The sequence below is a fragment of the Polynucleobacter sp. Nonnen-W13 genome (genome assembly GCF_018881735.1).
Classification (GTDB): domain Bacteria; phylum Pseudomonadota; class Gammaproteobacteria; order Burkholderiales; family Burkholderiaceae; genus Polynucleobacter.
Window position 1 is genome coordinate 176,613 of the sequence record NZ_JACVPU010000002.1, and the last position, 14,158, is coordinate 190,770.

Here is a 14,158-nt window from a genome sequence, read left to right on the forward strand (position 1 = left end):
GTTGTTTTACTGCTGATCCCCCCTTTTTCTAGTCATAAACCCCAAGTTCTTTAGCAGGGGAAGCACCACATAATGATTATGGAAATGCATGTAAAAGCGCATGCACTCATTAGAAAATGGCAGTAGGAGACGAATGAAGACTTACAAAATAGCCTCGATTCCGGGTGATGGTATTGGCAAAGAAGTGATCCCTGAATGCGAGAAAGTATTAAACGCTTTAAGTAAAAAACATCCTCAAGTGGCCTTTGCATTTGAGCACTTTGATTGGGGTGGTGACTACTACCGCAAGCACGGCATCATGATGCCTCATGATGGCCTAGAACCCTTACGCTCTAAAGATGCCATCTTGTTTGGTTCAGCTGGCGACCCTGATATTCCGGATCACATTACGCTGTGGGGTTTACGTCTCAAAATTTGCCAAGGCTTTGATCAATATGCCAATGTGCGCCCCACTCGCATTCTTCCTGGCATCCAAACTCCCTTGCGCAATTGCAAGCCGGAACAATTGGACTGGGTGATTGTGCGGGAGAACTCAGAAGGTGAGTATTCCGGGGTAGGCGGCAGAGCCCACCAAGGTCACCCGATTGAAGTGGCGTCCGATATGAGCATCATGACGCGCGTTGGCGTAGAGCGTGTACAGCGCTTTGCCTTTCAGCTCGCGCAGTCTCGGCCCCGTAAACACCTCACCGTGATTACTAAGTCCAATGCCCAGCGACACGGTATGGTGATGTGGGATGAAATCGCTCAACTAGTGGCCAAAGATTTTCCAGGTGTGACTTGGGATAAAGAACTGGTCGATGCTGCTACTGCTCGCATGGTCAATCGTCCTGAGTCACTCGATACGATTGTGGCTACCAATTTGCATGCGGATGTCTTAAGTGATTTGGCAGCAGCGCTTGCCGGTAGCTTAGGCATTGCCCCTACCGCCAATCTTGATCCTGAAAGACGGTATCCATCGATGTTTGAGCCGATTCATGGTTCGGCATTTGACATTATGGGCCAGGGTTTAGCAAATCCCATTGGTACGTTTTGGTCTGCAGTCATGATGCTCGACTTCTTGGGAGAAAAGGAGCTTGGCAAGATACTCATGCATGCAATTGAAATCGTCACTGCTAATCCGAAATTACATACCCGTGATTTAGGAGGCTCTGCAATGATGAGTGATGTGACTAATGCAGTAATTCAGGAGATTTCAAAATGAAAGTGTTTTCACTAATTAAGCTTGCCGTACTCTCTTTCAGCTTTATCTCAGTTGTTAGTGCACAGCCATTCCCTGATAAAACCATCCAATACATCATCCCCTTTCCACCCGCTGGAGAGTCAGACTTAGTGGCACGCTATCAAGCCGATATTTCTGCCAAAAAGTTCAAACAACCCATGGTGGTCATGAATCGCGCAGGTGCCGGTGGCGCACTTGTCTGGAGCGCTCTTAATACCTATCCTGCCGATGGCACTACAGTAGTCGGCGTCAATATTCCCCATACGATCTTGCAGCCATTACAAGAAGGTATTCAGTACAAAACCGATGACATCAATGCAATCTACTACTACCACTTCACTCCAGATGCCCTCATGGTCTCCGCTGACAGTCCTTATAAGACCTATCAAGAGCTAATTGCTGCCGCTAAAAAGGATCCTGGCAAGATCAATCTTGCTGGCTCTGCGCAATACTCTGCAAACCATATGGCAGTAGAGCGCTTAAATAAATTAGCTGGCGTGAAAATTAATTACGTTCCTTTTAAAGGTACAGGAGATTTAATCACCGCCTTAATTGGGATGCACGTAGATGGCGCCATGGGTTATCTACCTTTGGCGATTCAACAAAAATCTAAGGTGCGCACACTGGCAATTGCTACTGAAAAACGTAATCCCGCCCTACCAGATGTGCCCACATTTAAAGAGTTGGGCCTGAACTGGGTAGATGGCGCCTACCGCGGCGTTGCAGTACCCAAGGCTACGCCACTAGTCTTGCAGCAAAAAATGTCTGATTATTTTGCACAGCTCAATGCCGACCCTGAGACTAAGAAAAAGTTAGAGGACTCGGGCTTTGTGATTGTCGATATCCCACTCTCCAAAATGCCGGCGTTTATGAAAGAGAAAATTCCTCAGGCAATGGAAGATGCAAAGAATGCTGGGATGATTAAATAATGACTGAGTAGGTTGATAAAGCAATACATTAATTTGTCTTCATAAAAACAAAAGCTACCATGTCGGTAGCTTTTGTTTTGTGAGCAGTGTAAAAATCAGACGTCACTCATAAAGTCACCGCCACCGCTGTCATCCCATGAGCTTGCACCACCATCATCCCAAGAGCCGGCATCACGTACACCAAAGTTAGGATCTAAAGATGCTGGGCCGCCAACTTGATTCAGATTGGGGTTAGAGCCAGCATTGGAATGTCCATTATCGTGACCACCCATGAGATTACTTGCTAATGCCTGGCCAGCATACATACCAGCACCCAATGCAGCGCCAGTGGCAAGACTACCCATCAAGCCGCTACCCATGCCACCTGCTGCTGGTGCTCCAGGATAGCCAGGGCCACCAGGACCGCCGGGATAGCCAGCGGGTCCACCTGGAGTTCCAGGGTATCCAGCGCTTGGGGCGTTATAGACTTGTACCGCTTCAGCCTTACGACGCCTCATCACAATGATGACGCCAACTACTAAGATAGCAATCAAACCCCAGAAAAGTGGGTTGCTGAAAATAGATGTCTGGCTAGCAGCAGGAGCGCTTGCACCACTTGCTAATTGCACTTGGAGTTTTTGCACAGACTCAGCTTGTGCAAACGGCAAACCTGGAGCTAAGTTTTGCGCTTTAATGAAATGATTGCGCGCCAGCTCTAACTTACCCTCTTTGAGGTAAAGCTCAGATGCTACATAGTGGGCTTTTGCACTGTTAGGATGGTTTTGCAGAACCTCTTTCATCATGACATCGGCTTTGGCCATCTGTCCAGATTGCACGGCTTGATACACCTCAGACAAAGTGGCCTCGGCAAATGCTGCATTGCTAGTTAGCAGTAATGCTGCTGCGAATACGCTAACGAATAAATGGGTTGCTTTACGAATGTTCATCAAGACTCCTTGTAGGATGTTTCGTGTGAATTTCATTATCCCTAGTTTGGGGATTTTTGCTATTCCCTACTTATATTGGGTCTTTAGGGGGGATTTCAAGGGCTAAGTCCTAGACTTAGCTATCCTAATCGCATGAAAAAGCTCATTAAACCCACTGCGGAAGAAGATGCCGCAATTACAAAAGCAGCGATGGCAGATCCAGACTCCATTCCATTTACCGATGAAGAGTGGGAAGCAGTTAAACATACTGCAGTTCGCGGTAGAAACAAGCTCTTAGATCAAAAAGTTAACAAATTAAGCAATTTCCCGAATCTCGCCCTTGGCGGAGATTAAATACGCCTTAGCAGGCTTATCTGGACGAATCCTACCGAGCTCTTGCTTGTAGTTATGAAGTTGCGTACGGTATTTGTTGTGCGCCTCACTACCCTCTTCTGGAATCGTGAGCTTGTAATCTAGGATGGCCAAGTGATCATCAAACTCCACTAGACGATCCATGCGATAGCTTTTACCCTGCTCCTCTGCTATATCAATCTCATTCCAGGCTTGGATCCATTGATTATCCGTAAGGTAGGGTTTGAGTATGGGCGCATCCATAACAAGCTGGACACGCTCCATGAGTTTTTTGGCGCGCTCTTGATCAATACCGAGCCAATTCATGAGCTCTTGCTCGCTTGGCATTGCAAGCGCAACTTGACTGCCAGAATGTGTGGTCAAGAACTCTAGCAGTTTATGGAAATGGGTACCCTCTTCCAAAATTTCTGGATCGGGCTGCACTAGCGCTTGTGCTTGCTCTTTTGCTTTTGTAGCAATGGCTAGTGCACCGCTTTCAATATTGGCAATGACTTCTTGATGAGATTGCTTGGCCGCATCCCATGACAGCTGGAAATGATCCATCTGAAATGGTTCGCTATCGCTGGAGATCGCCCTCTCTTGCTCTTGCGGGATTACTTCAAGCAATTGGGTGGGGTCTAAGATTTCCATCCCAGCTGCCAGCGCCCTGCCATACCAAGATTTTTGGCCAATGCCATCTTTGATGTGAGATTGCACACCGCTAATCCATAAGCCTTGCTGTGCACGAGTCATTGCAACGTAGAGAAGGTTCCAATTTTCATTCTCACTCACTTCATTTTCTTTTTGATAGATTGCTGCGCGCTTCTCGGTCAAAGACTTCGCGGTATATAGAGACAGATGGCTTGGGCTAGTCTCATCAGGAGACCAGTCGAGCAGCACTCCGCGCTTAGGCGCTTTCCACTCGGTATGGTTAGCATCCAACATGATCACAAATGGTGCCTCTAATCCCTTAGCGCCGTGAATAGTCATGAGGCGTACACGCTGATGCTGCTCTTCATCGGACATCTCGCTATCGAGATCCACCTCACCAATATCTTCGTCGGCTTCCGCCTCTACATCCCCCTCGTCAGGAGTCTCATCATCGTCACCCCGACGCATCGCATTAATCTCTTCGATAAAACGACTCAAACTTGGGTAGCGGCCACCATCTTGATTCAAGGCAAGCTCCAAGAACGCATCTAAATTAGCCAGCACCTGTGCACGCGCTAGATTTTGAGAGGCCACTGCATAACTAACTCGCAAATTGCTTTCTTGATAGATCAAGTCCAGCAGGTCATGTACAGGTAATACTTCGCCTAAACCTCTCCAACGTTCTAAATAGCGTGCCGCCTTTAGAATCTCTGCCTCAGAACTACTTTGCAATGCATCCCACCAAGAAGCTTGGGTTTGACCTTGGCGCTCGCTTTGGCTATCGCCTACATGACTACTGAGCTTTTGCATTTGTTGCTCAGTAAAACTAAAGATTGGGCTACGTAATACTTGCGCTAATGGCAAGTCATGTCTTGGGGATACCAAGACGGTAAGCAATGCAATTAAGTCATCAATCTCTAGAGTATTGAGAAGACCACCGAGGCGAGAACTGTCATAAGCTAGGCCCGCTTCACGCAGGGCTCGTTCAAATTGCGGTAAGTAGGCGCGTCGTTTCACGAGCAATATAAAGTCGCTAGCTCTTGCTGGGCGCCAATAGTCCTTACCATCTTTTTTATCAATTACTTGGCGTGTTGCTAATACATGATGAATCAAGCGACTGACTTGTTGACCTTCCCAATAGCGTTGCTGCACTCCGACAGTCAGTCCTGCATCCTCAATGGGGTTATCTAAAGCACTACCAGTACGCTCAGCTTGTTCTTGCTCTACACGCTCAATCAATGGCAATAACATCGCCTCACCCTTGGTAGCAAACTCATGCTGAGCGATACCTTCTATTGGCGCCTTCCAGTCAGTATCTTGTTTGGCAAACACATAACTTGGTGGAACTGCATCTGTTAAAAAGATATTGTTCACTGCATCGTTAATTGCATGTGCATTTCTGCGGGTAGTGTTTTTTTGGAGTGATTTAGCTTGTAAGTTAGCAGTTAGAAAATCTCTGGCGCTATCAAATAATCTAGGGTCGGCACGGCGGAAGCGATAGATTGACTGCTTGGGATCTCCTACAATAAAAACGCTGGGACGAGCGCCATCTTGTCCATAGCCCTCTAACCAGGATCGCAAAATCTGCCATTGCAGTGGATTGGTATCCTGAAACTCATCAATCAGAATGTGACTGTACTTCGCATCCAATCTAGCTTGTAGATAAGCGGCATTCGCCGGATCCGCCATGAGCTGGCTCACACCAATCTCTAAGTCATCAAAGTCGCGCACGCGCATGGACTCTTTCGCCTTTTGCATATGCCCTAGCATGGCTTCACTCATTGCAAACCAGGCGGTGTTAATCGCATCAGTATCTTGATCGTTTTGCCAGGCAAACCATGCCTCATATGCATCTACCCAGGCATTTCGAATGGCGGTGATCTGAGCTGGATCCCCACCAGTCGAAGCAAGGTACTTTTGCATGGGTGAAGACATGTTGGCAATATCGTCTGATGGTGTCAGCGTACTTTTAGCGTAGAAACAGCTTTGCCATTCATCTGCAATCTCCACGATAGATTGGCCTGCTTCGTGAAGAGCGATCGCCTTCTGTATCAATGGCACCCTTTTCTTTTGAGTGGCTGTGCCATTGCTAAAGCAATCTAGCATCACCTGCAAATCTTCTTTGGTGCCAGGGCGCCGCCAATATTCTTCTAGCGGGTTCGGTAAAGTTAGATTGGGCAAGCATTGCGCCAAAGCATCCACTGGCGAAATGCCCCTAGCCTTGCATGAAGCTAAAAAGAATGTCCAAGCACCTCTTTGCTTAAAGAGGCTGTAATTGCCCATCAAAAACTTCTCGGTCTCAAATGCGCCAAACGCTTTGAGTAAAACGTCATAGTGTTGCTTAAGATCAGCAGATAAATCTCCCCACCAATCTTGCATACACTCTTCTTGTAAACGCTTAGCATCTTCACGAAGACTAAATCCAGGCTGCACTTCTGCTGAAATTGGGGCTGCTCCAAGAAGCCTTCCGAACCAGCCATGGAAGGTGTCAATCACAATCGATTGGGGGCTCATCAATACTTTAAGGTAAAGCATTCTTGCTTGCGGTAATAAGTGCTTGGCTTGGGCACCATCTAAACCCCTGATGGTGAGCTCCTGCAGGAGTTGCCCATCAGTCATTTGAGAAAATTGTTCTAGCAATCCGTATAAGCGGTCACGCATTTCTTGTGCAGCTTTACGGGTAAAAGTCAGTGCTAGGATTTCTTGAGGCTTAGCGCCAGCAAGTAATAAGCGCACCATGCGCGCAACTAAGAGCCAAGTTTTGCCACTGCCCGCACAAGCAGAAACAATTACTGAGTTATTGGGGTTGCAGGCTACAGGGTAATCAAAATTATCTTTCACCACATCCCCTTTCTGCAAATGCCCCTAGCTTCGCAATACTGGCACACGCTATCTGGGGCAAAAGCTTTCATGGGCTTGCGCGCCCATAAGACTTCTAGATCTTCATGTAGCTGCTCTGAAAATTGCTCCATCATCTCTGGCATATTTTCAACTGGATGTGTTCTGACAATCTTGTCATCGGCTTTCTTGAGATCTGCCTTTAATGAAACCCACTCAGCCTGCTCAACAGTTCGCCTAGGAAGATGCGCAGCAATGGCATTTTCATTTACAGCGCGGGCATAGATTAATAGCTGTGGGTCATCTAAAAGACGCTCTGCCCGCTTCTTGATTTTGGTGATGCCTTGGTTCTTGTAATCAATGACTGCTGCGGCATTGGAATGATTGGTGTTGACATCAAAGCGGTCAGCACGCCCCGCAATCTCAATTTCCCTCTTGATGCCATCAGAGTCAATCAGGGTTAGGATGAAGCCGACTGCTAGCTCGGCATCGTGATATTGCCAACCCTCTGCCTCACGCTTGAGTTGCCAAGCTACAAAGCTAGGGATCTGTTTTTGCCAATCACGCAAAGTTCCGGTGACCCTAGCATCGCCCTTAATTAAGCGCTCAAACTCTTTTTCTGAATGCTTTGTGAGATGCTCTTGCATCCACAAACGACGAGCATCTTCGCCCTGATGAATGCTTGAATGGGATTTTTGCTCTTCTGTTTTTAATGCTTGGAAAAAGTTTTTTAATACAGCATGCAAAACCTGCCCTGCCAATGAGGCATCAAAGCCTTCCTCAAATTCTTTTGCCTTACGCAATCCCAAGATGCTGCGGACATAGTAGCGATAAGGGCAATCTCTCAAAGCCTTATATGCGCTAGGGGACATGCTCACTGGCAAAGCAATCCCTGGATTGACCGTAGTGACTGCCTCCTGCAAAGGACGAGAGTGATCTGCATGCGTATCGGGCTTCACTTCTAATATTGACCAATCTGGAAGTTGCGTACGCAGACGACTAATCCAGGCTGATGGTCTGAGTGGTTCACCGCTCTTACTTTTACTTTGCCAAAGTAACTCCACCTCAGGACAAGAAATTAATAATTGCGATAAATCTCTGGCTTGCTGAATATATTGCGCTGTAATGGTGGAGGCTTTTAATAATCGATTGAGCGTGTCCGAGAAAAATAATGGCGGCTCAGAAAACGCTGGCAATTGTTGCTCATCACAACCCACCAAGACAACAGCATCAAACTCTCGTAAACGTGTTGAGCTCAGAGGCAGGATGCTCAGGGTTGCTTCCGCTTGTTGCCCCACCTCCTGATACGAGGCTTCTTCAATCACTGTCTTGAGTAAGCTCAGCCATTCCGGCAAACGCATACTAACTTGCCGGTAAGCTCCCGCGCCCAGATCAAAGGTCTTGAGTACTTCAAGTAATTGTTTACCGGCAGAGTCTTTCTCAAGCTCTTGTGTCATACCCATCTCTTGTAGATTGGTATTTAGAAGCACATAAGCATTTTCACAATCGAGCTTGAGCTCCAACCACTGGGCATGATGCCGTTGTAAGAAAGTAAGTAGCTCTAAGAGTGATTCATAAGGCACGCTACCGCGTGATGATGAATAAGCGTTAGCTCGCTCAATCGCCATCCGAAAGGTTTCCCAACCAGACTTTGCTTGGCTTGCAATCAGAATATCCTCGAGCTGCGCAATCAGACTGACACAAGCCTGTGGCGGCTTTTGCAAGGTATGCGCAATATCAAAAAATGGATTTTGCAAAAACTCGAGCAAAGCACTGGCACTCGGTCCTTCTTTTGGTGAACGAATTAACTCTAACCAACTATTGAGCGAAGCAGCGGCGCGAGTAGTGGACAGCTTCCAACCGGTTTCATCCCGAATACGCAAACTAGGACCAAAGCGGGATAACAATGCCCGCGCCCTTCTTGCAGCCAAACGATCTTGTGCAACTAGAGCGATATTGGTCTTGCCCGCAATTAAGTGTGCCTCAATTGACTTAGCTGCTGCCCAAGCTAGTTCTTCAAAGCGTCTAGCTGCTAGCAACTTCCACCCATTGTGAAAGCTTGCTTGAACATTGCGATCAATCTGAATCTGTTGTTCGCTATCTACGGGTTTGAGTTGACCCTCAGCATTTTGACCGCTTAAGGCTTCAGACCACAGCGCTACTGAATGCCAATCTAATCCAATATTGACTACGGGTGCAAATTGCGAATACTCCTGCAAGTACTCCGAGATCGTCTCTTGATCGATTGGCTTAGGATCGGCAGTCTCTACCCAAATCAAAGGCCTAGCAAGAGCTTGATTCGCGCCGGCTGCTTGAAGATGGGCAGCCAAGGCGATATGTTTACGTATTACAGGATCACCAGGACTGCTGAGATAGCGCCAGAAGGCTAATAACACTGTGGATTCTTGATCAACAACCTGCCGAGATAAACCAACATAGGCTTTAGCGATTGCTTGATCTAACAGTGTTTCCACTTTTTTTACCCATAACTCTGCATCGAGGGTTGGGTTTTGCACTAAGGCATTAATCTCACTTTGCATGAGTGGTACGACTGCCTCTGATAAAGCATCGCATGCATCGATCACTGCCTGGGCTAATCCCCATGCACCCGCCTCATTCTCAGCCTTGAACCAGCTTTGCAATGTTTTATGTTTGCGCAGATTAATGTAAACAGATAACCAACGCTCTAGATTCGTTTGCTTCTTGGGGAACTTCCAAGCACCTGGCGCTGCTTCTAGCCAGTCGTTAAAACTCATGACTTGGGGTAGAAAGGCAATCTGACTTGGTAGATTCTGGGGTCGATACTTCTCTAAAGCGGCTCTCACCCCCATTAATGGGCCTGCCGTACTCAGCACTACTAAGGGGCGCTGGTTGGCCTGCCTTGCACAATCCCAAATACCCTCAGCTAGCGACTCAAGAGCATGAGCATCTGGCGCAATTGCCCAAGCATGTGGCTGCTTTTGCTGGTTTAGGGTCGGAAATGGGTGTGGCATTGAGTGTGGTGATGGGGCTGGCTTTGGGGCTAGTTGGTGAGCGATTTTTAGAAATTAGGCAGAAAATGTGGCTTATTGCTAATATAAGCGTTGTAAGGCAATAACTATATAAAACTAAATAAGACTAATTAAGGAATTTTCATGAGTGCCGGCATCAAATATGTAACTGACGCTTCTTTCGAGCAAGACGTTCTCAAGTCCGATAAACCTGTTCTCCTGGACTTCTGGGCTGAGTGGTGTGGCCCTTGCAAGATGATCGGCCCCATCCTTGAAGAGCTGGCTGGTGAATACGGCGACAAGATTCAAATCGCTAAGATGAATGTGGATGAGAACCAAGGCGTTCCTGCCCAGTTCAATATTCGTGGCATTCCGACGTTGATCCTCTTTAAGAACGGCACTGTTGCTGCTCAAAAAGTAGGCGCTTTGGCCAAATCGCAGTTGACCGCCTTTATTGATAGTCATCTGTAAATAGTCCCAGATCACAGGTTCACTGGGTGAGCCTGTGGTTTTTAGCTGTTTTTAGTGTAGTATCTGTTTCATTAGCAGTTCAACGCACTTCAAGTGCCCCTCTTTTTCTAGCAAACTCCCCCAAACATTCCGCTTTTCAATTCTGTCTGATGTCCATCTAGACAGCGATACCCCAAAACACATTTACACCCTTATCTACACCCGAGAACCACATGCAATTATCTGAACTCAAAGTACTCCACGTATCCGCCCTGCTTGAAATGGCAGCCAGCCTGGAGATTGAAAATACGCAACGTATGCGCAAACAGGAGTTGATGTTTGCCATCCTGAAGAAACGCGCTAAAGAAGGCGAATCCGTTTTCGGTGATGGTACTTTGGAAGTCTTGCCTGATGGCTTTGGTTTCTTGCGCTCCCCAGACGCCTCTTATATGGCTTCTCCGGACGATATCTATATTTCCCCTGCCCAAATCCGCCGCTTTAACCTACACACTGGTGACAGCGTTGAAGGCGAGGTTCGTACACCTAAGGATGGCGAGCGTTACTTTGCACTGGTTAAGGTAGACAAGATTAACGGTTTGGCTCCTGAGGCCTTGAAAAACCGCATCATGTTCGAGAACTTAACGCCTTTGCATCCAAATCGCGTGATTCAATTAGAACGTGATATCAAGGCGGAAGAGAATTTAACTGGCCGCATCATCGATATGATCTCCCCGATTGGCTATGGCCAGCGTGGCTTGATCGTGTCTTCACCAAAATCCGGTAAGACCGTGATGATGCAGCATATTGCGCATGCGATTTCTGCAAACAATCCCGATGCTATCTTGATCGTATTGTTAGTGGATGAGCGTCCTGAGGAAGTGACTGAAATGCAGCGCTCTGTTCGCGGCGAAGTTGTTGCATCGACCTTTGATGAGCCGGCTGTGCGTCACGTTCAAGTTGCCGAGATGGTGATTGAAAAAGCCAAGCGCTTAGTTGAGATGAAAAAAGACGTCATCATCTTGCTTGATTCGATTACCCGTCTAGCTCGCGCATACAACACCGTCATTCCTTCATCCGGAAAAGTACTCTCTGGCGGCGTGGATGCAAACGCATTGCAACGTCCAAAACGCTTCTTCGGTGCGGCGCGTAACGTAGAAGAAGGTGGCTCACTCACCATCATTGCTACTGCTCTGATTGAAACAGGCAGCCGTATGGATGACCTCATCTACGAAGAGTTCAAAGGTACCGGCAATATGGAAGTACACCTTGAGCGTCGCTTGGCTGAGCGCCGTGTTTACCCATCGATTAATCTCAACAAGTCCGGTACACGCCGTGAAGAGTTGCTGGTTAAAGCAGAAAATCTACAGAAAATCTGGGTATTACGTAAATTATTGGCCGATATGGATGATATTGAGGCAATGAACTTTATCGTTGATAAACTCAAATCCACTAAAAATAATGGCGAATTCTTCGATTTAATGCGTAAGGGTGGCTAATTTAGGCTCTCAGAGCTGGTAAAAATGCGCTTTGTTGTTGATTTCATGGCATAATTTCGCCTTTACCGCTTTAATCATTTGCATTTAACTTGGGTAAGTATTTAGGTCTCGTATTTTGTTACCTCTCCAAAACGGCTGCCCGCTAATAGGACTCAATAATGAAACCTGGCATTCACCCCGAATATCGTGAAATCGTCTTTGTAGACGTTTCCAATAACTTCAGCTTCAAGACTCGCTCCACCATGTCTACTAAAGAGACAATCAAGTGGGAAGATGGCAAGGAATATCCTTTGTCCAAGATCGAGACTTCATCTGAGTCACACCCTTTCTACACTGGTACCCAGAAGATTATGGATACTGCTGGTCGTGTTGAGAAATTCCGTCAGAAATTCGGCACCAAAGCAGTTGCTAAAGCTACTGGTGATGGCGCTGCTAAAACAGCTGAGAAAAAAGCAGCTGCTGCAGAAGCTAAAGCTGCTGAAAAGCCAGCTAAGAAGAAGTAATAGGCTTACTCGACAAAGGGTTGGGTATTCACTACTCACCCTCCCCTGCGAGATAATCAAGGCAGCGTTTGCTGCCTTTTTTATTGCTAGTTTTATATGGTCAAACTCACCGCCGCCGCCACTACCTCCATTCCACGCATCATTATTTTTGCGTTGACTTTAGTCTATGGTTTTGCCGGACTCTTTGCGCGTGACCCCTGGAAGAACGAAGATGCTATTGGATTTGGTGGCATGTGGACTTTGCACAGTGGCAAAGCAATCGAATGGATTGTGCCGCACCTTGCGGGGCGTGATGTTTCTCTTGGCGCACCCTTCCCCTACTGGCTAGGCGCCACCCTGATGGATTTGTTTGGTCCATTCATTGGCATGGCCAATGCGGCACGTCTTTATGCGGCAGTTTGCTTCTTTGCCGCTGCACTAGCCATTTGGTACGCAACCTATCTATTGGGGCGTCGTCCAGAAGTGCAGCCAATGGTACTGGCAGTTGGTGGTCAGCCTGGTCGTAAAAATTACGGCATGACTATGGCCGATGGTGCGCTACTAATTTTCTTAGCTTGCGTTGGACTTGCGCAACGTGCGCATGAGACTACGCCAATGATGGCGCAACTGATGGGCATCAGCATTGTCTTATACGGCACAGTACGTGGTTTGGATAAACCCTGGCAAGGCGGCCTTTGGACTGGTCTTGGTATTGCGATCGTGGCGCTCTCAAGCAATCTGACGCTCAGCCTCATCATCGTCAGCTCCACCATCATTGCAGTGATTGCCAGTAATGCGAAGTTACGCTTTCGCTGGACCTTAACTAGTACGGTCTTCGGTCTCATCGGTTTTGCGATTTGGCCGGCACTTTGGTATTTGGGTGACCTTACTCCCGAGTGGCGTCATATCGCACAAGAAGGTTGGCGCAACATGCCAGAAATGCGCGCAACACCTTCTATTGAATCCCTAGGATTTTTGAGTGTTAACTTTTGGGCCTACGCCTGGCCTGTTTGGCCCTTGGCTATCATCTCGCTCGCACATTGGGGTCGAGTAAAAGAGGCAGGCCAATGGCGCGCTCCTCATCTGTGCATTCCGCTGAGTTTGTTTATTGGTTGCTTGATTTATGTTCTGTTCCGCCTAGAGGCAAACGAACATGACCTCATCATTTTGATTCCCAGTTTATCGATCATTGCTGCATTTAGTTTGCCGATTCTCAAGCGCAACCTGATTAGCTTTATTGATTGGTTTGCGATGTTTAGCTTCACCATGATCGCTTTGGCTATTTGGATTATTTGGCTCGCTAAGGTGACTGGCTTCCCAGAATCAACCGCTGCAAATTTAGCAAGACTATTACCTGGCTTTCAGGCGCAATTTGATTACATCAGTTTTATTGTCGCCCTAGTGGTTACGGGTGTATGGTTGGCAATTGTGCGCTGGAGAACTTCTCGCGCCCCTAAAGAAATCTGGCGCTGCCTCATCATCTCCGCCTCTGGCACCACCTTGATGTGGGTTCTGCTAATGACCTTATGGTTGCCAACCATCAATTACGCTAAGACCTATCGCTATGTTTCTGATCGTCTGGAAACGATTATTGCCAATACACCAGGATGCATTGATACATCTAATCTGGGCCCAGCTCAATTAGCATCATTTAGCTATTTCACCAAACTACCTTTGCGTGATGATTCCAGCTGCAATCTGATGTTGACTCACAGTTCTTTAGAGGCCAAGGCATATGCCAGCCTCAATAAAAAGAAAATTGAATTACTCTGGGAAGATCGCCGTGCGTCTGATCGTGATGAGCGTCTGCGCCTCTATCAAATTACCCCTGCAGGTAAAGAATAAAA

The 14,158-nt window shown here is 47.3% G+C and carries 10 protein-coding genes; 7 read left to right on the forward strand and 3 right to left on the reverse strand.

From position 1 onward, the window contains the following. Positions 1–133: 133 nt before the first annotated feature. Both ICN27_RS06190 and ICN27_RS06195 read left to right on the forward strand, forming a co-directional pair. Complete coding sequence (locus ICN27_RS06190; RefSeq protein WP_216269378.1) at positions 134–1,201, forward strand: tartrate dehydrogenase; 1,068 nt, start codon at positions 134–136, stop codon at positions 1,199–1,201. Then, complete coding sequence (locus ICN27_RS06195) at positions 1,198–2,148, forward strand: tripartite tricarboxylate transporter substrate binding protein (RefSeq protein ID WP_216269379.1); 951 nt, start codon at positions 1,198–1,200, stop codon at positions 2,146–2,148. Before ICN27_RS06190 ends, ICN27_RS06195 begins: the two co-directional genes overlap by 4 nt. Before the next feature lie 95 nt (positions 2,149–2,243). Here ICN27_RS06195 and ICN27_RS06200 read toward each other — a convergent pair whose 3' ends face one another. After that, entirely contained in the window at positions 2,244–3,074 is an 831-nt protein-coding gene (locus ICN27_RS06200; protein ID WP_216269380.1) for a tetratricopeptide repeat protein, read from the reverse strand. Between the two features lie 132 nt (positions 3,075–3,206). Between ICN27_RS06200 and ICN27_RS06205 the strand changes: the two genes are divergently transcribed. Then, complete coding sequence (locus tag ICN27_RS06205) at positions 3,207–3,407, forward strand: hypothetical protein (protein WP_216269381.1); 201 nt, start codon at positions 3,207–3,209, stop codon at positions 3,405–3,407. On the opposite strand, the gene ICN27_RS06210 is transcribed toward ICN27_RS06205, so the two are convergent. Together ICN27_RS06210 and ICN27_RS06215 are read right to left on the reverse strand one after the other, a co-directional pair. Continuing rightward, positions 3,369–6,896, reverse strand: a complete 3,528-nt coding sequence (locus ICN27_RS06210; protein ID WP_370624489.1) for a UvrD-helicase domain-containing protein — start codon at positions 6,894–6,896, stop codon at positions 3,369–3,371. The two genes, ICN27_RS06205 and ICN27_RS06210, sit on opposite strands and share 39 nt — an antisense overlap. Next, entirely contained in the window at positions 6,893–9,886 is a 2,994-nt protein-coding gene (locus ICN27_RS06215) for a PD-(D/E)XK nuclease family protein (RefSeq protein WP_216269382.1), read from the reverse strand. Before ICN27_RS06215 ends, ICN27_RS06210 begins: the two co-directional genes overlap by 4 nt. A 141-nt stretch (positions 9,887–10,027) precedes the next feature. Between ICN27_RS06215 and trxA the strand changes: the two genes are divergently transcribed. The 4 genes from trxA to ICN27_RS06235 all read left to right on the forward strand — a co-directional run bounded on the left by trxA (position 10,028) and on the right by ICN27_RS06235 (position 14,156). Next, entirely contained in the window at positions 10,028–10,354 is a 327-nt protein-coding gene (trxA, locus tag ICN27_RS06220) for a thioredoxin TrxA (RefSeq protein ID WP_062309025.1), read from the forward strand. Between the two features lie 212 nt (positions 10,355–10,566). Beyond that, a complete protein-coding gene (gene rho / locus ICN27_RS06225) occupies positions 10,567–11,829 on the forward strand; it encodes a transcription termination factor Rho (protein ID WP_046330324.1) in 1,263 nt (420 codons plus the stop codon). A 158-nt stretch (positions 11,830–11,987) separates the two neighbouring features. Further along, positions 11,988–12,332, forward strand: coding sequence for a type B 50S ribosomal protein L31 (locus tag ICN27_RS06230; protein ID WP_215307558.1), 345 nt, complete (start codon positions 11,988–11,990; stop codon positions 12,330–12,332). Positions 12,333–12,428: 96 nt separating this feature from the next. Next, positions 12,429–14,156, forward strand: coding sequence for a glycosyltransferase family 39 protein (locus ICN27_RS06235; protein WP_216269383.1), 1,728 nt, complete (start codon positions 12,429–12,431; stop codon positions 14,154–14,156). Positions 14,157–14,158 lie beyond the last annotated feature (2 nt).